Source organism: Nocardia sp. NPDC047654 (assembly GCF_043205035.1).
Classification (GTDB): Bacteria; Actinomycetota; Actinomycetes; order Mycobacteriales; family Mycobacteriaceae; genus Nocardia.
On record NZ_JBIDDF010000001.1, the window covers coordinates 1585093 to 1607063 of the forward strand.

General features: G+C 70.4%; 25 protein-coding genes. 11 read left to right on the forward strand and 14 right to left on the reverse strand.

Features of this window, described 5'->3' with window-relative positions:
- Window positions 1-9: 9 nt before the first annotated feature.
- Together dinB and ACGF7Y_RS07515 are read right to left on the reverse strand one after the other, a co-directional pair.
- Entirely contained in the window at window positions 10-1245 is a 1236-nt protein-coding gene (dinB, locus tag ACGF7Y_RS07510; protein WP_393230384.1) for a DNA polymerase IV, read from the reverse strand.
- 98 nt (window positions 1246-1343) lie between these two features.
- The gene (locus tag ACGF7Y_RS07515) at window positions 1344-2561 is read right to left on the reverse strand and encodes an erythromycin esterase family protein (RefSeq protein WP_393230387.1); all 1218 of its coding nucleotides are present in this window, start codon (window positions 2559-2561) and stop codon (window positions 1344-1346) included.
- A gap of 113 nt (window positions 2562-2674) precedes the next feature.
- Here ACGF7Y_RS07515 and ACGF7Y_RS07520 point away from each other — a divergent pair, with 113 nt between their 5' ends.
- The 4 genes from ACGF7Y_RS07520 to ACGF7Y_RS07535 all read left to right on the forward strand — a co-directional run bounded on the left by ACGF7Y_RS07520 (window position 2675) and on the right by ACGF7Y_RS07535 (window position 5982).
- On the forward strand, window positions 2675-3385 hold the full coding sequence (locus tag ACGF7Y_RS07520; RefSeq protein ID WP_393231026.1) for a MerR family transcriptional regulator: 711 nt from the start codon (window positions 2675-2677) through the stop codon (window positions 3383-3385).
- 139 nt (window positions 3386-3524) lie between these two features.
- Window positions 3525-3905, forward strand: a complete 381-nt coding sequence (locus ACGF7Y_RS07525; protein WP_393230390.1) for a BlaI/MecI/CopY family transcriptional regulator — start codon at window positions 3525-3527, stop codon at window positions 3903-3905.
- Window positions 3902-4852: a M56 family metallopeptidase gene (locus ACGF7Y_RS07530; RefSeq protein ID WP_393230393.1), complete on the forward strand. Its 951-nt coding sequence runs from the start codon at window positions 3902-3904 to the stop codon at window positions 4850-4852. Before ACGF7Y_RS07525 ends, ACGF7Y_RS07530 begins: the two co-directional genes overlap by 4 nt.
- Window positions 4853-4872: 20 nt before the next feature.
- On the forward strand, window positions 4873-5982 hold the full coding sequence (locus ACGF7Y_RS07535) for a DNA glycosylase AlkZ-like family protein (protein ID WP_393230396.1): 1110 nt from the start codon (window positions 4873-4875) through the stop codon (window positions 5980-5982).
- Window positions 5983-6215: 233 nt separating this feature from the next.
- Here the strand turns inward: ACGF7Y_RS07535 and ACGF7Y_RS07540 are convergent, their stop codons facing one another.
- Together ACGF7Y_RS07540 and ACGF7Y_RS07545 are read right to left on the reverse strand one after the other, a co-directional pair.
- The gene (locus tag ACGF7Y_RS07540; RefSeq protein ID WP_393230399.1) at window positions 6216-7646 is read right to left on the reverse strand and encodes an MFS transporter; all 1431 of its coding nucleotides are present in this window, start codon (window positions 7644-7646) and stop codon (window positions 6216-6218) included.
- Window positions 7647-7659: 13 nt separating this feature from the next.
- Window positions 7660-8460 (reverse strand): acyl-CoA thioesterase, encoded by an 801-nt coding sequence (locus ACGF7Y_RS07545; protein ID WP_393230402.1) that lies wholly within the window; start codon window positions 8458-8460, stop codon window positions 7660-7662.
- A gap of 54 nt (window positions 8461-8514) precedes the next feature.
- On the opposite strand from ACGF7Y_RS07545, the gene ACGF7Y_RS07550 reads away from it, so the two are divergent.
- From ACGF7Y_RS07550 to ACGF7Y_RS07560, 3 genes are read left to right on the forward strand one after another with little or no spacing between them, the layout of a single operon-like run.
- Window positions 8515-8988: a winged helix-turn-helix transcriptional regulator gene (locus ACGF7Y_RS07550; protein ID WP_393230405.1), complete on the forward strand. Its 474-nt coding sequence runs from the start codon at window positions 8515-8517 to the stop codon at window positions 8986-8988.
- Between the two features lie 52 nt (window positions 8989-9040).
- Window positions 9041-9454, forward strand: coding sequence for an NUDIX domain-containing protein (locus tag ACGF7Y_RS07555; protein WP_084466480.1), 414 nt, complete (start codon window positions 9041-9043; stop codon window positions 9452-9454).
- Window positions 9455-9486: 32 nt separating this feature from the next.
- Window positions 9487-9984 carry a hypothetical protein gene (locus tag ACGF7Y_RS07560; RefSeq protein WP_393230408.1) on the forward strand — a complete coding sequence of 166 codons (498 nt, stop codon included), beginning with the start codon at window positions 9487-9489 and terminating at the stop codon, window positions 9982-9984.
- A 39-nt stretch (window positions 9985-10023) separates the two neighbouring features.
- Here ACGF7Y_RS07560 and ACGF7Y_RS07565 read toward each other — a convergent pair whose 3' ends face one another.
- Genes ACGF7Y_RS07565 through ACGF7Y_RS07580 form a run of 4 tightly spaced genes read right to left on the reverse strand, consistent with a single transcriptional unit; the run spans window position 10024 to window position 13760 of the window.
- On the reverse strand, window positions 10024-10623 hold the full coding sequence (locus tag ACGF7Y_RS07565) for an ATP/GTP-binding protein (RefSeq protein ID WP_040866767.1): 600 nt from the start codon (window positions 10621-10623) through the stop codon (window positions 10024-10026).
- Entirely contained in the window at window positions 10604-10978 is a 375-nt protein-coding gene (locus ACGF7Y_RS07570; RefSeq protein WP_040866768.1) for a DUF742 domain-containing protein, read from the reverse strand. The genes ACGF7Y_RS07565 and ACGF7Y_RS07570 overlap by 20 nt, the downstream gene beginning before the upstream one ends.
- 8 nt (window positions 10979-10986) lie before the next feature.
- The gene (locus ACGF7Y_RS07575) at window positions 10987-11400 is read right to left on the reverse strand and encodes a roadblock/LC7 domain-containing protein (RefSeq protein ID WP_393230411.1); all 414 of its coding nucleotides are present in this window, start codon (window positions 11398-11400) and stop codon (window positions 10987-10989) included.
- Window positions 11401-11402: 2 nt separating this feature from the next.
- Window positions 11403-13760 (reverse strand): nitrate- and nitrite sensing domain-containing protein, encoded by a 2358-nt coding sequence (locus tag ACGF7Y_RS07580; protein WP_393230414.1) that lies wholly within the window; start codon window positions 13758-13760, stop codon window positions 11403-11405.
- A 249-nt stretch (window positions 13761-14009) separates the two neighbouring features.
- Between ACGF7Y_RS07580 and ACGF7Y_RS07585 the strand changes: the two genes are divergently transcribed.
- On the forward strand, window positions 14010-15563 hold the full coding sequence (locus ACGF7Y_RS07585) for a succinic semialdehyde dehydrogenase (protein ID WP_393230417.1): 1554 nt from the start codon (window positions 14010-14012) through the stop codon (window positions 15561-15563).
- A 63-nt stretch (window positions 15564-15626) separates the two neighbouring features.
- On the opposite strand, the gene ACGF7Y_RS07590 is transcribed toward ACGF7Y_RS07585, so the two are convergent.
- Together ACGF7Y_RS07590 and ACGF7Y_RS07595 are read right to left on the reverse strand one after the other, a co-directional pair.
- On the reverse strand, window positions 15627-16118 hold the full coding sequence (locus tag ACGF7Y_RS07590; protein ID WP_245548956.1) for a DUF779 domain-containing protein: 492 nt from the start codon (window positions 16116-16118) through the stop codon (window positions 15627-15629).
- A 71-nt stretch (window positions 16119-16189) separates the two neighbouring features.
- The gene (locus tag ACGF7Y_RS07595) at window positions 16190-17404 is read right to left on the reverse strand and encodes a transcriptional regulator (protein WP_393230420.1); all 1215 of its coding nucleotides are present in this window, start codon (window positions 17402-17404) and stop codon (window positions 16190-16192) included.
- Between the two features lie 142 nt (window positions 17405-17546).
- Here ACGF7Y_RS07595 and ACGF7Y_RS07600 point away from each other — a divergent pair, with 142 nt between their 5' ends.
- Window positions 17547-17969, forward strand: coding sequence for an MmcQ/YjbR family DNA-binding protein (locus tag ACGF7Y_RS07600; protein ID WP_393230423.1), 423 nt, complete (start codon window positions 17547-17549; stop codon window positions 17967-17969).
- Between the two features lie 4 nt (window positions 17970-17973).
- On the opposite strand, the gene ACGF7Y_RS07605 is transcribed toward ACGF7Y_RS07600, so the two are convergent.
- The 4 genes from ACGF7Y_RS07605 to ACGF7Y_RS07620 form a co-directional block, all read right to left on the reverse strand.
- Entirely contained in the window at window positions 17974-18297 is a 324-nt protein-coding gene (locus ACGF7Y_RS07605) for a hypothetical protein (RefSeq protein WP_062969045.1), read from the reverse strand.
- 79 nt (window positions 18298-18376) lie between these two features.
- A complete protein-coding gene (locus ACGF7Y_RS07610; protein ID WP_393230426.1) occupies window positions 18377-19516 on the reverse strand; it encodes an alkaline phosphatase family protein in 1140 nt (379 codons plus the stop codon).
- 43 nt (window positions 19517-19559) lie between these two features.
- Entirely contained in the window at window positions 19560-19871 is a 312-nt protein-coding gene (locus ACGF7Y_RS07615; RefSeq protein ID WP_393230429.1) for a nuclear transport factor 2 family protein, read from the reverse strand.
- A gap of 58 nt (window positions 19872-19929) precedes the next feature.
- Window positions 19930-20559 carry a TetR/AcrR family transcriptional regulator gene (locus ACGF7Y_RS07620; protein WP_393230432.1) on the reverse strand — a complete coding sequence of 210 codons (630 nt, stop codon included), beginning with the start codon at window positions 20557-20559 and terminating at the stop codon, window positions 19930-19932.
- 107 nt (window positions 20560-20666) lie between these two features.
- Here ACGF7Y_RS07620 and ACGF7Y_RS07625 point away from each other — a divergent pair, with 107 nt between their 5' ends.
- Window positions 20667-21743: an SDR family oxidoreductase gene (locus ACGF7Y_RS07625; protein WP_393230434.1), complete on the forward strand. Its 1077-nt coding sequence runs from the start codon at window positions 20667-20669 to the stop codon at window positions 21741-21743.
- A gap of 10 nt (window positions 21744-21753) precedes the next feature.
- Window positions 21754-21957 (forward strand): hypothetical protein, encoded by a 204-nt coding sequence (locus tag ACGF7Y_RS07630; RefSeq protein WP_393230437.1) that lies wholly within the window; start codon window positions 21754-21756, stop codon window positions 21955-21957.
- The last annotated feature ends 14 nt before the right edge of the window (window positions 21958-21971 follow it).

Below are 21971 nucleotides of genomic sequence, written 5' to 3' on the forward strand. Positions count from 1 at the left end.
CCGTCGGCGTCAGTCGGGGAGGAGCGGGACCGAGAGGCCCTCGCCCCGGTGCAGGAGGGTCGCGCGGGTGACGGCGGCGGAGCCGAAACGCTTGCGTAAGTCGTCGAGGGTCGCGTCGAGGGCGCCGGTGGCGCGCGCCTCGAAGGGCAGCGAGAGCTGGACGGTGTCGGCGTCGTCGAGATTGGTCAGCGCCAGGCCGATCAGGGTGAGGCCCCGTTCCTGGATGAGCGGCATCGCGCCGGTGAGCAGAGCGCGGGCCGCGAACAGGATCGTCTCGGTGTGGTCGGTGGCCTGGGCGAGGGTGTGCGAGCGGGTGGCCCGGGTGAAATCGTCGAAACGCAGCCGCAGCACGACCGTTCGGCACACCCGGTCGGCGGCGCGCAGCCGCCTGCCCAGCCGATCGGTGAGCCCGTGCAGGTAGGCCTCGATCTCGTCGGGAGGACGGCGCTTGCGCCCGAGGGCGCGCTGGGCGCCGATCGAACGCCGCCGCCTGCCGGTCTCGACGCGACGCGGATCCCGCGCCCAGGACAGGGCATAGAGGTGGCGGGCGGCGGCGGGACCGAGTATCGCCCGCAGCGGACGCTCGCCGAGTTCGGCCAGCTGCCCGACGCGGGTGATGCCATGCGCGTGCAACGTGCGCGCGGTGACGTCGCCGACACCCCAGAGTCTCTCCACCGGCAGCGGATGCAGGAACTCCAGTTCACCGTCCGGCGGGACCAGCCGCAACCCGTCGGGCTTGGCGACGGCGCTGGCCACCTTGGCGAGGAACTTGGTGCGGGCGATGCCCACCGAGATGGGCAAGCCGACCCGGTCGCGGACTCGCGCGCGCAGCCGCGTCGCGATGGCGACCGGGTCGCCCGCGATCCGGCGCAGCCCGCCGACGTCGAGAAAGGCCTCGTCGATGGAGATGCCCTCCACTACGGGCGTGGTGTCGCGGAAGATCTCGAAGACGGCCTTGCTCGCCTCGGCGTAGGCCGACATCCGCGGCGGCACCACGATCGCGTGCGGGCACAACCGGCGCGCCTGCCCGCCGTTCATCGGGGTGCGCACCCCGAACGCCTTCGCCTCGTAGCTCGCCGCCAGGACGACGCCGCCGCCGACGATCACCGGCTTGCCGCGCAGCCGCGGGTCGTCACGCTGCTCGACCGAGGCATAGAACGAGTCGAGGTCGGCATGCAGGATCGATGCCTCCGGCCGCGCGAGTATCCGGGGCCTGCGGGGGACGGACGCATCGGACACGAACATATGTTCGCATAAGCCTCCGTCGGGTGTGTCGAACTCCCTGGGTTGCTCGGAGTGCCCGCCGAGGCGCCCGTGCGCGGGGATCAGCGGCGGGGCCGAAGCTACCAGTACTGATGCCGCTTTCCGTCGGTGTCGGCGACGAAGATGACCGCATCGGCGCCGTCCAGGTCCGCCGGGGTGAGCGGGATGTGGCCGGGCACGAAAGGTGCGCTCGTGCCGATCGACGGAGCGAGCGCGCCGCGCAGGGCCTGGGCCGGGAACAGGGCACGGCGGGAGGTCGCCTCGGCCAACACGCGCTGGAGGGTGCCCGGCTCACTGTCAGGACTGGCGTCGGTTGCCACGAATACGTAGCGCTCGCCGAGGGTGAGTTCGATGAGCGCGCCGGCGCTGCCCCAGTTCGCCTCGTCCCGGCCGATCGGCGTGTGGGACTGCGCGCGCTGCAAGTGCGCGTTGTGCGCGAACACCAGGCTCGGTCCGCGTCGCCGCTCCTGCGCGACGATCGCGAGCAGGTTCTCGGCCATCATCTCGGCGCGCACGCTGAGCAGGGTCGCGATGCGATCGGGTGCGGAACCGGCCATGGCCGCGTGGTAGCGCAGCAGGCCCTGGGCGGTGCGCGCGTGCGCGACGGCGTGGTCGTAGCCGGTCGGGTCGGCGCGACGCAGGCCGGGTGCCGCGCGATGCAGGGCGCAGGCGAGATCGTCCGCGACGACGCGCAGGGCACGAGCGCGGTCCGAGTCGCCGATGGACGCAGCCGGGTCGAACATGGCCGCCTGGTTCGTCCAGTCCGCGTCCTCGCCGAGCAGTGCGTCGAGGTCGCGGACCGATCCGGGCCGCAGCGCCGCGGGCAGATAGTCGGTGACCGAGGACAGTGCGCGTCGCGGACTCGGGGCGCCGGAGTGCTCCACCGGAGCGTCGAAGCCGTGGAAGCGAACCCGGTCCGACGGCGACCGGGTGGCGTTGTGCGTGCGGAGCCATTCGACGAGTTCGCGGTTGCCCGGCACCGCGCCGAACCCGTGGCTGAACCCCGTCGCGAGCACCGTGTCGAGGTCCGCGGTGGCCCCCGCCACGTAGTCGTCGACAACGGACGCGGCGAAGACATCGGTCTCCAGCACGATCGACCGGTACCCCCGTTCGACGAGGTGACAGAGGATCTCGTTGCGTAACAACGGGAACGCCTCGACCCCGTGCGTCGGCTCGCCGAGGGCCAGCAGGGCCGTCGGCTCGGTCCGCGCGCCGAGCAGTTCGTCGAGGGCACGGCCCAGGCTTGCCGGGTCGTCGAGTTGGCGGCCGGCGGCACGCAGTGCTGCGGCAGTGGACATGAGCACCCCTTTCCAGAAGGAACTGCCCTCGACAGTATCGTTGAACATTCGAGTGAAACTTTTGTGACTGATCCCTGGTATTCGGAGATCAAAGCCTCAATCGGAGGTGTGAGCTGCGGCCGATCGACCTCGCCCGGGAACACGGTTTGTCCGCACAGGCGATCCGCAACTACGACGACGCGGGCATCCTTCCGCCCACCGAGCGCACCGAGGCCGGGTACCGGCGCTATACGGCCCTGCACGCGCAGGCGCTGCGCGCCTTCCTCGCATTGCGCGCAGGCCACGGGCACCGGCAGGCGACGGACATCCTGCGCGCGACCAACAGCGGCGACTCCGAGTCCGCCTTCCGGCTCATCGACACCGCGCACGTCGCGCTGCTCACCGAACGCGACACCCGCACCGAGGTCGCGACGGCCCTGGGCGGCCTGGCCCGCACGAGGCCTACCCCTGTCCACGGCCGACCGCTGACCGTCGGCGAACTGGCGCGCCGGCTCGGCGTGCACGCGGCGACACTGCGCATGTGGGAGTCCCATGGCATCCTGCGCCCCGACCGTGACCGGGCGACGGGTTACCGCCACTACGGACCGGACTGCGTACGCGACGCCGAGATCGCACGACAGCTGCGCCGGGGCGGCTACCGGCTGTCCCAGGTCGCGCGGTTCGTCGAGTCGCTGCGCGCGGCGGGCGGGGCGGACGCGTCGAGTGCTTTCCTCGACTCCTGGCAGGACCGGTTGACGATGCGCAGTCGCAATCTTCTCGCCGGCGCGGCCCAGCTCGACACCTACCTCGCCATGCTCGATCGGACGCCGCGCGACCCGGCGTGAGGGCGCGGCCCCAGTCGTGCGAGGCATCCGGTAGCCCTGATCGGCGCGGACGGATCTACTGGTTGCCTCCGTAGTAACCGGCCGTAACCGGTACCCTGTTCCCACGACGGGGCACAGCTCGGATGAGGGAGTCGGTACGGTGCGTGGATTCGGGGATCTGGAGGCGGTGATCATGGACCGCATCTGGGATCAGGACGCAGAGGACACAACGGTGCGCGAGATCTTCGACGACCTGTCGGCTCGGCGCGACATCGCCTATACGACGGTGATGTCGACCATGGACAACCTGCATCGCAAGGGCTGGCTGGCCCGCGAACGCGCCGGTAAGGCCTATCGATATTGGCCGACGCTCACCAGGGAGGAGCACAGCGCCCGGCTCATGCTCGAAGCGCTGGGTTCCGGCGGACGCTCCGATCTGGTGCTCAGTCATTTCGTCGATCGGATCAGCGCCGAGGAGTCGGCCGGGTTGCGCGCCGCGCTGCGCAGACTCGCGGCGCGCAAGTCACCAGAAGTCCCGTGAACCTGGCCCTCGCTCTGACGCTGTACGGCAGCGTCGTGGCGACTTTCGGTCCGCCCGTGCTGCGCAGTCTGACCCACCGCGGCATCGCGCCGCGGCTGGGCGTGATCGCCTGGGTCGTCGCGATCGTCGGCGCTCTCTGCGCTTGGGGGATCGCCGCGACGGTGGTGACCATCGAGTTCGCCACCTACTGGGGACATCCGAAGGACGCGCTGCGCTCCTGCGTGTCGTTCCTGTGGACGCCCATGCATGTGCACGGCGCGGCGGCCACCCGGGCGGCCACATTCGCCGTGGCGGCGCTGGTGGCCACCGGCACGGTGGCGCTCATCGCGCGCGCGGTGGGTGTCGTGGTGGACATGCGCAGGCGCACCAGCGTCCACGCCCGGGCCGTCCGCCTGGTCGGCAGGCCGGTGCCGGGCATCGGTGCGGTCGTGCTCGATTCGCCGGAGCGGCAGGTGTATTGCGTGCCGGGACGGCCCGACACCATCGTGGTCACCACCGCCGCGCTGGACGTGCTGGACGACGACCAGCTGGCCGCGGTGCTCGCGCACGAGCGCGCGCACCTGTCCGGCAGGCACGCGGCGTTGTCGGCGGTGCTGCGCGCGGTGGCCACCACGCTGCCGGGACTGCGCTTGTTCACCGTCGGTGCCGCGGAGATCGCCCGGCTGCTGGAGATGTGCGCCGACGACAAGGCCGCCGACGAGCACGGTTCGCTGCCGTTATTGGGCGGGTTGCTGGCGATCGTCGGCATCGTCGAGCCCGCGCCCCCGGGTGCGCTGGCCGCGGCGGGCACGGCGGTACTGGCCCGCGCCGAGCGGCTGGCCGACCCGGTCGGCGCGATCCGGCGAGCGACCACCCGCACCGCCCTGCTCGGGGTGATCGCGATGACTGTGACCGGGTCGGCGCTGGCGGCCGCGACGGTAGCCGGTGTCGGCGCGCTGCTGAGCTGAGTGTGGGAGAAGGAGCGCGCGTGCGGGCCACCTGGGATCAGGTCTTCGCCTGGCGGCTGGATCGTCAGTATGTCCGGTCCCGTGCGGACGAGGGTGCGGTAGCCATCGCCGGGCGTTTGTGCGGCGTGCAGGCCCAGGTCGCCTCCGCGGCGGAACTGGCGGTCGGGCTGCGCAGTACGAAACCGGAACCGGGTGGGCTGGTTCGCGCGCTCGGGGACGGCACGCTGATGAAGACCTGGGCGATGCGCGGCACCCTGCACGCGCTCACTCCGGATCTGGCCGCCGCCTGCCTTGCGCTCATCGGCTCGGCCCGCACCTGGGAGAAGCCCGCCTGGCAGAAGAACTTCGGCGCCTCGCCCGCGGAGGTGGCCGCGCTGGCCGAGGCGGTCGCCGAGGTGCTCGACGGCGCGGTGCTCACCCGCGAGGAACTGGTCGAGGCGCTGGTGTCCGAGCCGGGTTTCCACCGGCTCGGTGAGGAATTGCGCTCCGGCTGGGGCGCGCTGCTCAAACCTTTGGCCTGGCAAGGGGTGCTCTGCCACGGCCCGTCGCGGGGCGCCAAGGTGACGTTCGCCCGTCCCGCCCAGCTGGTGCGCGACTGGCCCGGCCTGCCCGAGCCGGATGCCGCGGCGCCCGCGGCGATCCTCGGCTATCTCGGCGCCTACGGCCCGGCGACGCCGGAGACCTTCGACGCCTGGCTCAGCCGCAACAGTCTGCGCAAATCCACGGTGCGGCGCTGGTTCGCCGAGTTGGGTGACCTGCTCACCGAAGTCGACGTAGAGGGCCGCCGCGGCTTTCTGCCGACCGATCAGGTCGACGCGCTGGCCGCCGCCGCGCCGAGCGCGACGGTGCACCTGCTCGGCGCCTTCGACCAGTACGTGCTGGGACCGGGCACCGGTGACACCGTCGCGCTGCCCGCCGCCCACCGTGCGAAGGTGAGCCGGACCGCGGGCTGGATCTCACCGATCGTCGTGGTGGGCGGACGTATCGCGGGCACTTGGGAACTCACCGAGGACGCCGTCGAGATCACCATGTTCGACGATGCGCCGGTGCCGAAGCGGGGGCTGGACGCCGCTGTCGCGCACGTGGCGCTGACCGCAGGGCGCGAAAGCCTTACGGTGCGGGCCGGGTAGCGATGCAGCGGGGCCACCGGACCGGCTGGGCTTCATCGCGGCGTGGACCGTGGCCGCGAACCCGCGAGCTGTCCGGTCCGCCGATCCGCGGCGGGGATTCCTGGCTGGAGCAGCACTCGTCGCCGATGGCCGTGGTGCGGCCGCTGCTCAGCACCGCGGTTTTCCTGCCGCTCGCGGACCGGCGATTCCGGCGCCTCAGCCGCTGAGCCGTCGCCTCAGGCAGACCCGGCGGATCAGGCGACGGCCGACTCGGTGGCCGATTCCGGTTGCGCGGTAGCGGGTTTCGGCATGCGGGCGGCTACGCCGACCACACCGGCGAGGACCGCGACCGCGGCCGTCACGTACCACCCGCGCCGGAACGCCTCCAGTGTCGCTTCCGGATCGGCGGGTGAGCCGAGCACCGCGACCAGCACCGCGACCCCGACCGCGAGACCGATCTGGCGCGCCATGCTCAGCACGGCCGACCCGGTGGCGAACCGCTGTGGCGGCAGTCCGCTGGTGCCGGCCGCGAAGGCGGTCGGCAGGGTGAGGCCGACACCGATGCCGCTGACCACCATCCCGCCGAGCAAGCCGCCGACGTAGTCCGGCGTCAAGGTGATCGCTCGCGCCCACCACAGCATGCCCGCACCGAAGACGATCCCGCCCGCCGCGATGACCGGCCCGGCGCCGATCCGCCCGATCAGCCGCCCCGCCAGGATCGCGATCACCGGCACCATCAGCGGGCCGGGCGCGACGGCCAGACCGGTGCGTATCGCCGACCAGCCCCAGACGTTCTGCGCCCACAGCACCACCGACAGCAGCATCGCGCCGAAGGCGACGTTGAAGAAGACGGCGTTGCCGGTCATCCAGGCGAAGTTGGGTGCGCGCAGCAGGGCCGGATCCACCACCGGGCTGTGGTGCTTGGCCGAGGAGACCACGAACGCCACCGTCAACAGCGCCGCCACGGCGAACGCGGTGAGCACGCCCGCCGACGACCAACCCCAGTCCGTACCCTTCACCAGTCCGAGCACCAGCCCGGCGATCGCGCCGACCAACAGCGCCGCGCCGAACAGGTCGGGCATCCGCCCGCCGTCGCCTTCGGGATCGGGCAGCATCCGCACGCCGACGACCACCGCGATCAAGCCGAACGGCACGTTGACCAGAAACACCCAGCGCCAGCCGAATTCGACGAGCAGCCCGCCCAGCACCGGGCCGAGTGCCGCCCCGAGGCCGCCGAAGGCGACCCACAGCCGCACCGCTGCGGCGCGGCGCTGCGGCGGGGCGGCCGCGAGCACCAAGCCGAGTGAGGCGGGCGTCAGCAGCGCGCCGCCGACGGCCTGCAGGACGCGGAACAGCACCAGCGACCCGACGTCCCAGGCGGTCGCGCACAGTGCCGACCCGGCGACGAATATCACCAACCCCAGCAGGAAGGTGGTTCGAATGCTGCGGCGGTCGCCGAGTCGTCCTGCCGGGACCAGCAGTGCGGCGAACACGATCGCATAGGCGTTGAGCACCCAGGACAGCCCGGAGATCCGCGCTCCGCCGAGATCGGCGGACATGTCCGGAAGGGCGACGTTGACGATGAACAGATCCAGGCTCGACAGCAGCACGCCGATCGAGACGACGGCGAGCACGGCCCGGAAGTCGGCGGCGGCCCGGTTGGGCGCCGCGGCAGGGGATGGCATGATCTTCTCCGTTTCAGCCGAGCACGCGGCGGGTCTGGCGGGCCGAGGCGAGCAGCAGGCCGCTCCGGTCCCAGATCGAGGTGTCGTCGACCGACCAGCCGCCGCCGGTAGAGGCGTTCACTGTGCGAACCAGCACCGGCAGGCCACCGGTGGGCGCGCCGTGCACGTGCATCGACAGCGTCACCGTGGGGATCGCGACGGGCGCGCGCAGCGTGGGAAATATCGCGGGCGGCAGAGCGTCGGCGAGGATGGCGAGGGTCGCCGCGTCCGCGGGCAGCTCGGGGCGGAGTGCGATCCAGGCGCACATCATCGGTTCGTCCGCCCCGGTGAGCGGCAGCGGCCCCGCCGCGGGGCGGATGTCGAAGTGGGCGCCCGCGGGCACGAGTTCGGGCGGGAGGGCGAACCGCGCGCAGGAATCGACATCGGGCACCCGCGGTGCCGGTGCGCCCGCGTAGTTCGGGACGCTCGAGTCCACGGTGCGACCGAGCGTGACGGACGCCGCCGCAACCGGGCTGCCGTCCTGCTCGGCGTGCACGTCCAGCACTACTGTGCTGCGACCGACCGTGTGCTCGGTCGCGCGAAAGGTCAGGACATCCTCGGTGGGGCGGCCCAGGAACCGCAGGTCTACGGCCCGCACCGGCAACGGTTCGGCAGCCGCCGCGCGAGCCACCTCGATGAGCAGCGCCGCGATCACGCCGCCGTGCGGTCCGGTCCATCCGCGCCAGGACCGGTCGACCCGCGCCTGCCACCGGCCCGCGCCGGCGTCGGTGAGCGCGAACTCCTCGGCGAGCGTCCGCGTAGTGAGTTGCTTCATGCAACGCACACTAGATAAGTGAGTTCTGTCAAGCAACTGACTATGCTGACGGATATGCGCAGGACGAGCTTCGAGGACATGAACTGCTCGCTGGCCCAGTGCCTCGAGGTGGTGGGGGAATGGTGGACGCTGCTGATCGTGCGCGACGCCCTGTTCGGCGTGACGCGCTTCGACGACTTCCACGCCCGGCTCGGCATCGCCCGCAATGTCCTCACCCAGCGTCTCGAGCATCTGATGGAGCACGGCGTGCTGACCAGAGAGCCCTATCAGGACAATCCGGTTCGCTACGACTACCGGCTCACCACGAAAGGCCGCTCGTTGTGGCTGGTCGTCACCGCGATGCGGCAGTGGGGTGACGAATGGGCCGCGCCGGACGGCCCGCCGGTGCAGACCGTGCACGCCGCGTGCGGGAACCTCGCGACCGTCGAGCCGGTGTGCTCGGAGTGCGGTGAGCGCATCGCGCCGCGCGGCCTGCGTCCCGTTCTCGGCCCAGGCGCCAAGGACCCATCCCTCATTCCGGCCGGGTGAGGCGGGCGCTGCCCATTCCGCGTTCGTCGTCGCGCGGCGATAGGCTGCGGCGGTGGCGGACGGGCGAGTGCGGCAGTTGATCGACACGGTGGCATGGGTGCGCATCGAGGACGGACGGATCCTGTGCGCCAGACCGCGCGGCAAGGACGTCTTCTACATCCCGGGCGGCAAGCGCGAAGGCGCCGAGACCGATCTGCAGACGCTGCTGCGCGAGATCGAGGAAGAACTCACCGTCGCGCTGCTGCCGGAGACCGCCGCGCACGTCGGCATCTATGAGGCGCCGCACGGTCCGGCGGACGGAGCGGTGGTGCGGATGAGTTGCTACACCGCGGATTACCGCGGAACGCTCGCCGCGAGCAGCGAGATCGAAGAGGTCGCGTGGTTCTCCTATGCCGACCGCCCCCTCGTCCCTCCGGTCGACCAGATGCTGTTCGACGATCTGGTGCACGCGGGCCTGCTACGGTGAATCGCGGGCCGAACAGCGCTACCGTCGGCGGTATGTCGTGGTTTCGGGCACTCCTGCGTTACGCCGCCTACGCGCTCTGGGCGCTCCCGCTGGCGGTGCGGCGAATTCCGACCCGGCTGCGCGTGCCGCGGCGACTGCTCGGTGAATCCGTTCTGCCGCACAAATTCTCCGTCACCCGGTCGGTCTCGCACTCGGTGCTCAGTGGCACGGTCGGCCTGACGGCTTGGTTTCTGGCCTTCCTGGCGATCGTCGCCGCCTTCCGCGGGATCTTGTTTCCGGTCGTCGCGAGCGACAATCTCGAAGGATCCTGGGGCGGTCCCACTTCGGCGGGTGCATGGGCGGTGCACGCGGCGCTCGGCGTCGGGCTGCTGCCGATCTGGCTGCTGGTCCTCGCCGGGCTGGGCGCGTTCCAATTGCGGCTCATCCGCGGCCTGCTCGGCCGGAACGGGCCGTGGTGGCCTGCTCCGGCCGCGGTAGTGCTGGCCGCGGGTGGCGCGCTGCTTTTCGTGGCCTGGCTGCGGCAGGTGTGAGGGTTCACAGGTCCCGACCGCCGCGCAGCCGCCGCGCCCTCAGGTGGTGGCGTGTGCGCGTTGTGCCCGCTGGATGAGGTGTTCGACGAGGGTGAGCAGGACATCCTTGCACGACCCTCGGTCGCGCGCGTCGCAGAGCATGACGGGGGTGGCCGAGTCGAGGTCGAGGGCGTCGCGTACTTCGTCGTTGGTGTAGCGCGGTGCGCCGTCGAAGCAGTTGACGCCCACCATGAACGGCAGACCGCGGCGCTCGAAGAAGTCCACGGACGCGAAAGAGTTGCCGAGCCTGCGGGTATCGGCCAGGACGACGGCGCCGAGCGCGCCGCGCGCCAGTTCGTCCCACAGGAACCAGAACCGGTCCTGGCCCGGTGTACCGAACAGGTAGAGCACCAGGTCGCGGTCGATGGTGAGCCTGCCGAAGTCCAGCGCGACCGTGGTCGTGGACTTCTGCTCGACGCCGGACAGATCGTCGATTCCGGTGCTCACCTCGGTGATCAGTTCCTCGGTGCGCAGTGGCGCGACTTCGCTGATCGCCGAGACCATGGTGGTCTTGCCGACGCCGAACCCGCCGGCGACGAGGATCTTGACCGACGCGGCCAGTTGCGGTGTGCCGCTCGGGTCAAAGTTTTCGGATTCCATCCAGTACCGCTCGCAATATGTTGAGGTCATCGGGTCCGGCCTCCGTCGGAACGGGAGCGCGGAAGATCAGTTGCCCGTCGCCGATCAGATCACCGACGAGGATCTTCGTCACCGCCAGCGGCAAACGCAACTGTGCGGAGACTTCTGCGACGGTCTGCGAAACCCGGCACAGGCGAAGGATATCGGCGTACTCGGGTTCGCTGCGTCGCAGTGTGGCCGCGGAGGAGTCCGCGATCACGGTGGTGAGCATATCCAGTTCGGGCCCCGCGCCGCTGGTGCGCCCGCGCGTGACCGCGTAGGGACGCACCAGAGGGCCGGCCGCCTCGTCGAACCAGGGCTCACGCGGATGGGTCATGGCAGGTCTTACTCGACATGTCCGACGAGGTCTTGGCGTGCGGTCGTGGACAGATAGCTGCCGACGCGCTGGACCGTCAGATTCATCTCGTAGGCCACCATGCCGAGATTGGCCGACTCGGCGGCTTGCAGTGCCAGGCAGGCGTTGTCGCCCGCCGAGGTCACGAACAGCACCGCGCGGTCGAGTTCGATGACCGCCTGGCGGACGCCGCCGCCGTCGAACCGGTTGCCCGCGCTGCGCGCCAGCCCGTAGAGCGCCGAGGACATCGCGCCGAAGTGTTCGGCGTCCTCGCGGTTCATACTGCTGGAGCGGCCGAGTAGTAGCCCGTCGGTGGACAGCACCACCGCGTGGCGCACGCCGGCCAGCCGGTCGACGAGATCGTCGAGCAGCCAATTGAGATCACCTGCGGGAGAAGCGGACACCCCTAGCCTTCCTGTTCGTCGGGGATGGTGGCGCGGCGGCCCTGCCTGGTTCCGTTCTCGATGGCGGACATCAGATCACGGGCCTGCTCGGCGGAGCGGGGAGCTTGCGCGGAGGCGCCTTGCTGCTCCTGGGCCGACTGCGCCAATTGCGGTGCGATATTGGTCTGTCGATGGCGCCGCGGCAACGGCGGGCGACCGTCGGAACCCGGTTGCGTCGGAGCCTCGGTGTACGGGCGAGGGGCGTAGCGCGGGGGCGCGGCGGATTCGACCGGCAGCGTCGCGACCGACGACGACGGGGTCTGCGCGGAATTCGCCGTCTCCGTCGCGATCGCGGGCGTGGTGATGAGCTTGCGGCGACTGCCGGGATCGGTGAGCTCCGCCGGTGTCTGCGGCACGCCCGAATCGGCCGCGATGAGGGCGGAGGGAACGAGCACGATGGCCTTGATGCCGCCGTAATCGGAGTCCGACAGCCGCACCGCGATACCGTGGCGCGCCGCCAGCTGCGCGACCACGAACAATCCCAACCGGGAGTCGGCCGACAGGGTCGCCACGCCGAAATCCGGTGGATTGCGCAGCGTCTCGTTCATCTTGGCCAGGTCGGCTTCGGACATGCCCATGCCCTGGTCGCCGATTTCGACCACGACACCTTTGCCCACCACATTGCCGGTCACCTCGACACGCGACTGCGGCGGCGAGAAGGAGGTGGCGTTGTCCACCAGTTCGGCGAGCAGGTGGATGAGGTCGGCGACCACGGCGCCGAGCACGTGGACTTCGGGCAGCCGGGTCACCCGCACCCGGGCGTAGTCGAGGGTCTCACCGACGGCGCTGCGCACCAGGTCGACCAGCGGGACCGGGTTGCGCCACTGCCTGCCCGGCTTGCCGCCGCCGAGGATGGTGAGGTTCTCGGCGTTGCGCCGCTCCCGGGTCGCGAGGTGGTCGAGACGGAACAGGGTGTCGAGCAGGACGGGGTCTTCCTGTCGCTGCTCGGCTTCGTCGAGTATCTCCAGCTGCCGGTGTACCACGATCTGGCTGCGGTGCGCGATGTTCAGGAATACCGCCTTCACGCCCTCGCGGGTACGAGCCTCGGCCACCGCCGCGGAGACGGCAGCGGAATGGGCGTGCTGGAACGCCTTGGCCACTTGGCCGATCTCGTCGCTGCCGTAGTCCAGGTTCGGGGACTCCGCGGCGGGATCGACAGCTTCGCCGTCGCGCAACCTGCGCATCATGTCGGGCAGCCGCTCGTCGGCCAGCGCGAGCGTTTCTCCCCGCAGCCGCTTCAGCCTGCGAATGACGCGGTTGGCCAAGGCAACCGCGATGACGAGCACCAGAACGCCGATCACGAGCATGCCGCCACCCGTCACGGCGGATCTGGTCGCCGCGGCGGCGGCCTTGTCTTCGGCGGCCTCCTGGACATCCCGGTTGTACTCCGACCATGCGTCGAGCAGCCCGTGGCCGACCTCGGCTGCCGCGCGGTGCCATTCGTCGGTGCTCAGCGGAAGCGGAGGCAAGTTCGATTGCCGTGTGCCGGTGCTCGCGCTCGCCGCAGGGGGCGATGTGGTGGCGGAAGCCGCCGCGGCGCTGACGCGCTGGATGATGGCATTCTCCATCGCGGTCAGTTGTTGCCACGCCGTACCGGTGGACAGCGCCTGCAGGCGGGCCTTGATCGGGCCGTCCAATTCGGTGATGAGCATGGCGATTTCGGTGTGGTAGAAGCCGGTCTGGCGGATGTACTCATCGAGCGGGATGGGCGGGGGAGTGGTGCCGTGGAGGTAGACCGCGCCGAGGGCGTTGCTGCGTGACATCGCCTCGCTCACGTAGAACAAGCGGATGCCTGCCACGGTGCCCACGGCGATCTCGCTCTCCGGCGCGGTCCGCACGGTGGACTGGGCGCCTGCGGAGATCGGATCGAGCAACCGGTTGTAGAACATGTACGCGTCCGGAATCGGCAGTGCGCCCGCGTCGGCGGCGGAGCGCACCGTCGTCAGGCTCTGCGTCAGCATGACGAGGTCGGCGTCCTTCTCGGTGATCTTCGTGTCGTCGACGTCGCGCAGGTTCGCGGAGGTCGCGAGCAGGTTTCGCACCGACGCGTCCACGCGCATGCGCGCGGGGCCGAGCGCGGACGTGAGAGTGTCGTCGCCGGACAGCTGGGCGAGGGTGAGGTAGCGTTCCTGCTCGATCGCGTCCATGACCTCGCTGGTCACCGCGATGGCCTTCTGGCTCGCCGCGGCCCAGTCCTTCGCCTTGGTTCCTTCGGCTACCAGGTAGCCGGCGGCGCCCATGCCTGCCAACAGCAGAGTCAGACTCGGAATGAGCGCGATAGCCAGAATCCGGGTGCGGACCCCGAGCCTCGCTCTGAACATCGGCATAACGTAAACCACGACCCGGCGATACGGACAGCCGGTCCCGGTGAGTGGGACTCGATTTGACTCGACCGGGAAAACTGTGAGCTACCGGGGATCGTCACCCGGCCACGCCCGAACCAAGAGGTATTCGACGCCGAGGCGGCCACGGACGGCGTGCTGCGCAATCCGTCCACAGTGGGTTCATGACGGGCGATATCGGGCGTAGATTGTGTGTATCTCAAAGTTACCCACAAGTAGGAGGCAACGATGCCCGCGCCGGAAGCCGATGTATTCGACCGCCTCAGCGCGCTGGCCGCGATCGAGGCGCCCGCGGACCGTCCGCGCAGGACGATCGCCGAGACGTTCACCGGAAAGCCCCTGGGCAGCGTGCCGGTCGGCACGCCGGCCGACGTCACCGCCGCCTTCGACAAAGCCAGGGCCGCGCAGCAGCGCTGGGCGGCCCGTCCGGTCGCCGAACGCGCCGCCGTGCTGGACCGTTACCGCGCTCTGGTGGTGGAGCACCGCGAATTCCTGATGGACGTGGTGCAGGCCGAGACCGGCAAAGCCCGCTGGGCGGCCCAGGAGGAGATCATGGGCCTGATGTTCGCGGCCCGCTATTTCGCCAAGATCGCCCCGAGCGTGCTGGACACCCACCGGGTGGCGGGCGCCTTCCCCGTGCTCAACCGCGCCTCGGTCCGGTATCAGCCCAAAGGTGTGGTCGGCGTCATCGCCCCGTGGAACTACCCGCTGCTGCTGTCGATCGGCGATTCCATTCCGGCGCTCATCGCAGGCAACGCCGTGGTGGTCAAGCCCGACAGCCAGACCCCGTTCTCCACGCTGGCCGGCGCCGAGCTGCTCTACCGAGCAGGCCTGCCGCGCGAGCTGCTCGCGGTCGTCCCCGGGCCGGGCGGCGTGGTCGGCACCGCGATCGTCGAGGACTGCGACTACCTGATGTTCACCGGTTCCTCGGCGACCGGCCGCACCCTGGCCGAACAGTGCGGCCGCAGGCTGATCGGCTTCTCCGCCGAACTCGGCGGCAAGAACCCGATGATCGTCGCCGCGGGCGCCGACCTGGACAAGGCCGCCAAGGCGGCCGTGCGCGCCTGTTTCTCCAATGCCGGGCAGCTGTGCATCTCCATCGAGCGGCTCTATGTCCAGCGGCAGGTCGCCGCCGCGTTCACCGAGAAATTCGTCGCCGCCGTACACGCCGCGAAACTCGGCGCCGCCTACGACTATTCGGCCGACATCGGCAGCCTTATCTCCGAAGCGCAACTGGAAACGGTGTCCAAGCACGTCGCGGACGCCACCTCGAAGGGGGCGAAGGTGCTCACCGGCGGCAAGGCCCGCCCGGACCTGGGTCCGCTGTTCTTCGAGCCGACCGTGCTCGGCGACGTGACCGACGAGATGGAATGCGGTCGCAACGAGACCTTCGGCCCGCTGGTGTCGATCTATCCGGTCGACAGTGTCGAGGAGGCGGTGCGCCTGGCCAACGACACCGACTACGGCCTCAACGCTTCGGTGTGGGCGGCGAGCAAGTCCGAAGGCGAGCGGATCGCGGCGCGGCTGCACGCGGGCACGGTCTGTGTGGACGAGGGCTACGCGCCGGCGTGGGGCACCACCGGCGCCCCGATGGGCGGAATGGGCATCTCCGGTGTGGGGCGTCGCCACGGGCCCGACGGCCTGCTCGAGTTCACCGAACCGCAGTCGATCGTGGTTACCCGCTTCATGAATCTCGATGCGCCGAAGCTGTTCCCGAAGGACAAGTGGCAGCCGTTCCTGATGACCGTTGCGCGCAGCCTGCGTTTCCTGCCCGGGCGTTGACACACGAAGTCCGCCCGGGTGGTCGTGCCCACCCGGGCGGACGACCCGCCGGTTCGTGCAGGGTCACGCCAACCGGTCGGCTCCGGTGCGCGGCGGCCCTCCGGCCGCCAGCGCCGCTGCTTCCTCGTCGGTGAGCAGCCGTGATCTGATGACGAAACGTGTGTCCTCGAGCGCGTCGGAAGCACGGCCGCCGGGTGCTTCGGCCACATCCACGGTGAGGTGGGTGTGCTTCCAGTGCTCGTACTGCTCGCCGCTGATCCACACTTCGGTGTGCCAGGGCAGATTTCCCAGCAGGACGTCGGCGCGGTCGATCCTGGACTCCCGGATGGGCAGGCACCGTGGCGAGTCGCTGTCGCGGTGTCCGGCGGACTGGTGCAGCAGCACGGCTCCGTGCTGATCGATCACGCTGCGCAAGACCGCCCTGGCGCGGTCGGTGATGTCCACCCGGTGCGTTCGATGCGTCCCCATGCCGTTCGACCGGCGTGGCGGACGCGGCCGGGCTGCGTCGGGTAGTCGGCGATGCCGCAGTCCCGCCCCCGGTCTGGTGTAGCTCATGATTCCTCGCAGATATCTCGGACCGATTCACTATGGTCCGCGGAGGTTGGTGCGAGGTTGGTGTGAAAGCGTCAGTCGCGCAACGCCGTATGCAGCCGAGCCGCGACCACCGCGCGGCGCACGTCGCCGGGCGGGAGCAATCGCAGCGCGTGCTCGTGTACCGCGACATCACGGGGCGCGCGTTCGCCGAAGGCCACCGCGTGCTCGGCTCGGTCACCGGCGAGCACGGCGGTCCGCACGCCGACATCGAGGTAGTCGCGCCACTGCAGCACGCCGGGCGCCTCCGACCCGGGCAGCAGCGGCCCCCGGTACAGCCACACCGCCGAGGTGGTGTCACCAGCGGTGATGGCGGCGAACAGGTCGACGGCGTCGCAGGACACCGGACCGGTCAGCGCGTAACGGCGGTTGCTGATCGCACCGCCGATCGCGCGGCGCAGATGCGAGACATCGGCTTTGAGCGTGCTGCTGGACACCGACCGATCGCCGTACAGGGCGGCGTGCAATTGCTCCGGGGTGAAGCCGTCCGGCTGCATCGCCAGCAGGGCGAGGATCTCCAGCTGGCGAGGCGGCAGCGGCAGCGGCAGCCCGTCGCGTACCAGCCGTGCGGCGCCCAGGCACTCCAGCCGGATCCCCGGCTCGGGCGCGGGCTCGGCGGTGCGCAGCATCGTCTCCACGGCCGTCACCAGCGCTCGCACCGAGGTGAGCACCGCGGGATGCGAGCGGTCCCAGGAACTCGACAGATCCAGCGCGCCGACCTGCCTGCCGTCGGGTCCGTGGATCGGCGCGGAATAGCAAACCCAGCCGTGCAGTGCGGCGATCAGGTGCTCGGCGGAGAACACCGAGGCGGGGCGGTCGGTGTGCAGCGCGAGCGCCAAGCCGGTGGTGCCCATATGGCTTTCGTCCCAGCATCCGCCCGGCGCGAGGTTGACCTGCTCGGCCTGCCTGCGCAGCGTGCGGTCACCGCAGGACCACAACACGGTGCCCGCGCTGTCGGTGACCACCGCCAGATACCCGGAATCCTCGGTGATGGCGCGCAGTTCACCCGCCAGTGCCGTCACCGGTTCGCGCAGTGGCGACGCGGCCCAGCGATCACCGATGTCGTCCACACCCGGCGCGATCGTGCGACCGGGATCGACGGTGTGCAGCGAGCGCCGCCAGGATTGTGCTACGTCGTTGCGCAGGACGGTGTTCCGGGGGCGGGGTACCGCCCGCGGAGCCGTCGCCCAACGCTCCCATTCTCTTTCCAGTTCGACCCGCTGCTGTGTGAGGGCGCGGAACTGTGCCACGTGGAAGACCCGTCGTCGTGTGAGCTCGAATTCTCCCTCTCATTCTGGCGTACGCCGACCGGCGTGGCGAGCGCCCGCAGCCCTACCGGCCGGTCGCCCGCGCTTTCGAGCGAAGTGGGCCGCGACGCCCTAGGCTGCTGGCATGGCGACCGGTTTCGAGCGGGCACGGCTCGCCGATGTGCACGAGGTGGCCTCGGGCATGCCCCATGTCACACGCGCCGACGGACCGCGCGGTAACCCGGTCTATCAGGTCGGGGGCAAGTCGTTCGTGTTCTTCCGCACTCCCCGTCCGGACGCCGTGGACCCGGTGACCGGCGAGCGCTACGCCGATGTGATCGTGATCTGGGTGCCGTCGGAGTCCGACAAACAGGCGCTGGTGCAGGACCCCGGCTCGCCGTTCTTCACCACGGGGCATTTCGACGGCCATCCCTCGGTGCTGGTGCGTGCCGCCCGCCTCGGCGAACTGAGCCGTCGAGAACTCACCGAGGTCATCCAGGACGCCTGGCTGTCGCGGGCCTCACGCAAGCGCGCGGCGGACTGGCTGGCCGCCCATCCGCCGCGCTGAGCGGTCACTTCCGGATGAAGATCCCGGCCACGTCGGCGTTCTTGATGGGGGTGTCGGTGTTGGCCTGGGCGCCGCACAGCAGGTCGACCGACACCATCGTCGCGTCCACCACGGTCCCCGCGGGCTCGCGGTCGTCCTGGCTCTGCTGCTTGACGAACTTGGTGATCGTCGTGCGCTTGGTGTCCTGATCCTGCTTGACGTACTCGCTGCACGGGGTGTCGCCACCGCGGTTGAGGGCGCGTTCGATGTCGGTGCAGCCGGTGAGGGCCATGGCGACCATCGCGAACCCGAGGCCGGTCCGACCGGTCCGTGACAGCGTGGCGTTCATGGGCTCCTCCTGAAGGGTCGGCGGCGACACCCGCCGCGATCGGACTCCAGACTAGAGCGCTGTTCACCGAAGACGGGCGCTAGGCACGGAAGACGCACAGCGGCACCTCCACTTCCGCCGGAGTGAGCGAACCGTGCTGCCCGACCAGCGACGACTGCAATGGTTCGACGCCGCTGCGGATGACACCACGCCGCCCTCGCGCGAGCACGACCAGATCGCCGATGCGCTGGGCGATCGCGGGGTCGACGGTGGGGCCGAACCAGCCTCGGGCCACGGTCTCCTCCTTGTCGAGCACCTCGAAGTCAGGGCCGAGTGCGGCCTGCCAGGCCGCCGCGACGTCGGATTCGGCGCCCGGCACGGTGTAGACGTGCCGGGCCCGCGCTTCCCCGCCGAGCGCCCGGACGCCTTCTTGCAGGACGGGTGTGGTGTCGAAATCGATGCTGTCGTCCATCTGCACCATGCCGTGGTCGGCGGTGACCAGCAGCGCCGCACCCGGGGGCAGCTCAGCGGCGAGCGCGGCGGCGAGCCGGTCGGTGTTGGCCAGTTCCAATTCCCACGCCCGCGACGACGGGCCGCGCACGTGTCCGGTCAGGTCGAGATCGCCGTGGTAGGTGTAGACCAGTGAGCGCGGCCCGGCCCGTAATGCCTCGCTCACACCGGCGACGAGATCGCCGAACGACAGCTGGGGGAGGAACCGGCAACCGCGCAGCACCGCCTCGGTCAGTCCCGATCCGGCCTGATCGCGCGGCGACACCTGTGCGACGGCGATGCCGTCGGCGACGGCGCGCTGGAAAACGGTTGTGCGGGGCTGGAACTCCGCCGGGATCAATTCCTTGCGCAGATCGGACTTCGGCACGCCGTGCAGCCGCCAGGACAGCGGGGTGAACAGCCGGTCGTAGCCGGGGAGGTGGAACAGATAGCCCACGATCCCGTGCTCGCCCGGCGGAACGCCCACCCCGAGCGAGGCGAGGCTGGTGGCCGTCGTCGTGGGGAAACCGGCCGTGAGCCGGACCGGCGCGAGGCCGGACAGGAACGGCGCCGCAGTGGGATTGGCGACGAGATCCCGGTAGCCGAGCCCGTCCACCAGCAGGACGCAGACCCGGTCGGCATTCAGACCCAGCCCTAGGCGGTCTTCCTCGTCCGGCACGCCCAGACCGGCGAGGACGGAGGGGAACACATCGGCCAGGGAACCGGTACCGTAACGCGGCGCGACGAACACGAAGGTCAGAATGTCAATGTCGGTGGGTGCCTGGCAAGGGTATTCACGCCTGTCCGGTCTCGAAACGGCTCACCTTGCCGTCGCGCAGGACGAATCGCCAGGTGGTCCGCATCGAGCCCCACCGCGAATTGGTGTAGTCGGCAACCAGTTCGGTGCCGTTGTCGCCGATGGACTCGACCCGCATGCGGGCGTTGCTGTCGAAGATCTCCGCTCCGGTCCACTGCGCGAGGTCGCGCTCCACACCGTCGTCGGACATGGTGGCATCGTCGGTGAGCACCGCGTAGAACCGGTCCTGATCGTTGGCGTTGAGCGCGTCGACGAACTCCTGCACCGTCGGATCCAGCTGCGCGGTCATCCGTGTCGTCCTCTCGGATCGGTGGGAAGCATCGGACAGCAAATGCCTGGCGTCTACTCTAGGTCAGCGGCGTCGTGCTCGGCTCGATCAGAGCTGCGAAGGTTCGCATGACATCGTCCACCAACGCCGCGGCGTTCGTGCCGAACTGGCCCGCGCGTTTCTCCAGTTGGCCGTCCAGCCACAGCGAGGCCAGCCCGTGGCCGAGCCCCCAGAACATGACCGCCAACGTGTCGGCCTTGTCGGCGGGCAGCGCTCCCGCGCGGACACACTCCGCGATCGCGTCGGCCAGGACGCCGAACGCCGCGTCGCCCGCCGCCATGGTGTCGGGATGCTTGTCGGGCTGGGAGAGTTCGGGCCGGAACATCAAGCGGAAGTACGCCGGGTGCTCGCGGGAGAACCGCACGTAGGCGTTCGCCAGCGCGGTCAGGGCGGCCATCGGCGTTTCGGCCTCGGCGCGGGCCGCCGCCAGTCGCGTTCCGAGTAACTGGAAGCCCTGGGTGGACAGCGTCGCGAGCAGGGCGGCCCGGTCGGGGAAGTGGTGGTACGGCGCCGCCGTGCTCACCCCTGCCTCGCGCGCCACGCGGCGCAGGCTGACCGCCGCGAGTCCTTCCGTCTCGATCAATCGCAGGCAGGCGGCCAGCAGCGCGTCGCGCAAGGCGCCGTGATGGTAACTGGTCCGCGTCACCATCCGAGCGTATGCGACGCGTCCTGGACAACCTAACTATGCGGTGCTTAGATTATCTGAGCGGCGCTCAGATGGCGGCCGCGGTATCACTCGAGGAGAGGGATGAGCACATGAGCACACGGGTAACGGTCACCGGCGCAACAGGATTCGTCGCAGGCCACGTCATCGCCGATTTGCTGGAACACGGTTACGCCGTGCGCGCGACGATCCGCGACCTCGCCGGCGCCGGCAAACGAGCGCACCTGGTGGAACTGGCCCGCCGCACCGGCGGCGAACTGGAGTTCGCGCAAGCCGATCTGAACGGCGACGAAGGCTGGGCGGCCGCCGTGGCGGGCAGCGTCGGCGTATTGCACGTCGCCTCTCCGTTCCCCGCCACGCCGCCCGACGACGAGCGCGAACTCGTCGACACCGCGGTCGAAGGGACTCTGCGGGTGCTGCGCGCCTGCGCCGCCGCGGGCACCGTCCGCCGCGTGGTGCTCACCTCCTCGATCGCCGCGATCGCCTACGGTCACACCGAGGACGCCCTGCGCACCGAGGCCGACTGGACGGTGGTCGAGCGCAGCCCCGCCTATCAGAAGAGCAAGACGCTCGCCGAGCGGGCGGCCTGGGATTTCGTCGCGCAACTCCCGGCCGCCGAGCGATTCGAACTGGTCGTCGTCAATCCGGGCATGGTGCTCGGACCGTTGCTGTCGGCGGCGACGAGCACCTCGCACGAGCCCGTGCGGCGGTTGCTGGCCGGAGACGTACCCGGCACGCCGCGGGTCGGCTGGGCGCCGGTGGACGTGCGTGATCTCGCCGCGGCGCACCGGCTCGCGCTGGAGACCCCGGCTGCCGCCGGCAACCGCTACATCTGCGCGGGCGAGCACCTGTGGATGGAGGATATGGCGCGCATTCTCGCCGAGGAATACGGGCCGCGTGGATTCCGGGTGCCGACCAGACGGCTGCCGAACTGGGTAGTGCGTTGTGTCGCGCTGTTCGACAAGGGCGTCCGGCTGACACTGCCGAGCCTGGGGCGCACCGAGTCGCTCAGCGCCGACAAAGCCGGGCGCGAACTCGGCTGGACCATGCGTCCGGTGCGGGAATCCGTGGTGGACACCGCGGAAAGCCTGCTGCAGCGCGGGATCGTCGCGGCGCCGCGGCGCAGGTCCGCCGCGCCGGCCGCCGCGCCGGCCGCCGCGCGCGTCTGAGGGGGTGGGCATGCTGATCGCGACATTGATCATCACCACGGTCGCGATGACGCGGCGTTGGTTCGCCCGCCGGTCCGCGCGCGGGAACTCCGCTCGGCACGGGATTCCGGGCTCGGTCCGGCGGACGTGGCGCCGCCCGTTGCCGGTGGCCGCCACCCTCCTCGCACTGCTCGGCGTCGCGGTGGTGGTGGCGGGCATGCAGGCCCAGTGCTGAACCGGCCCCGGCGT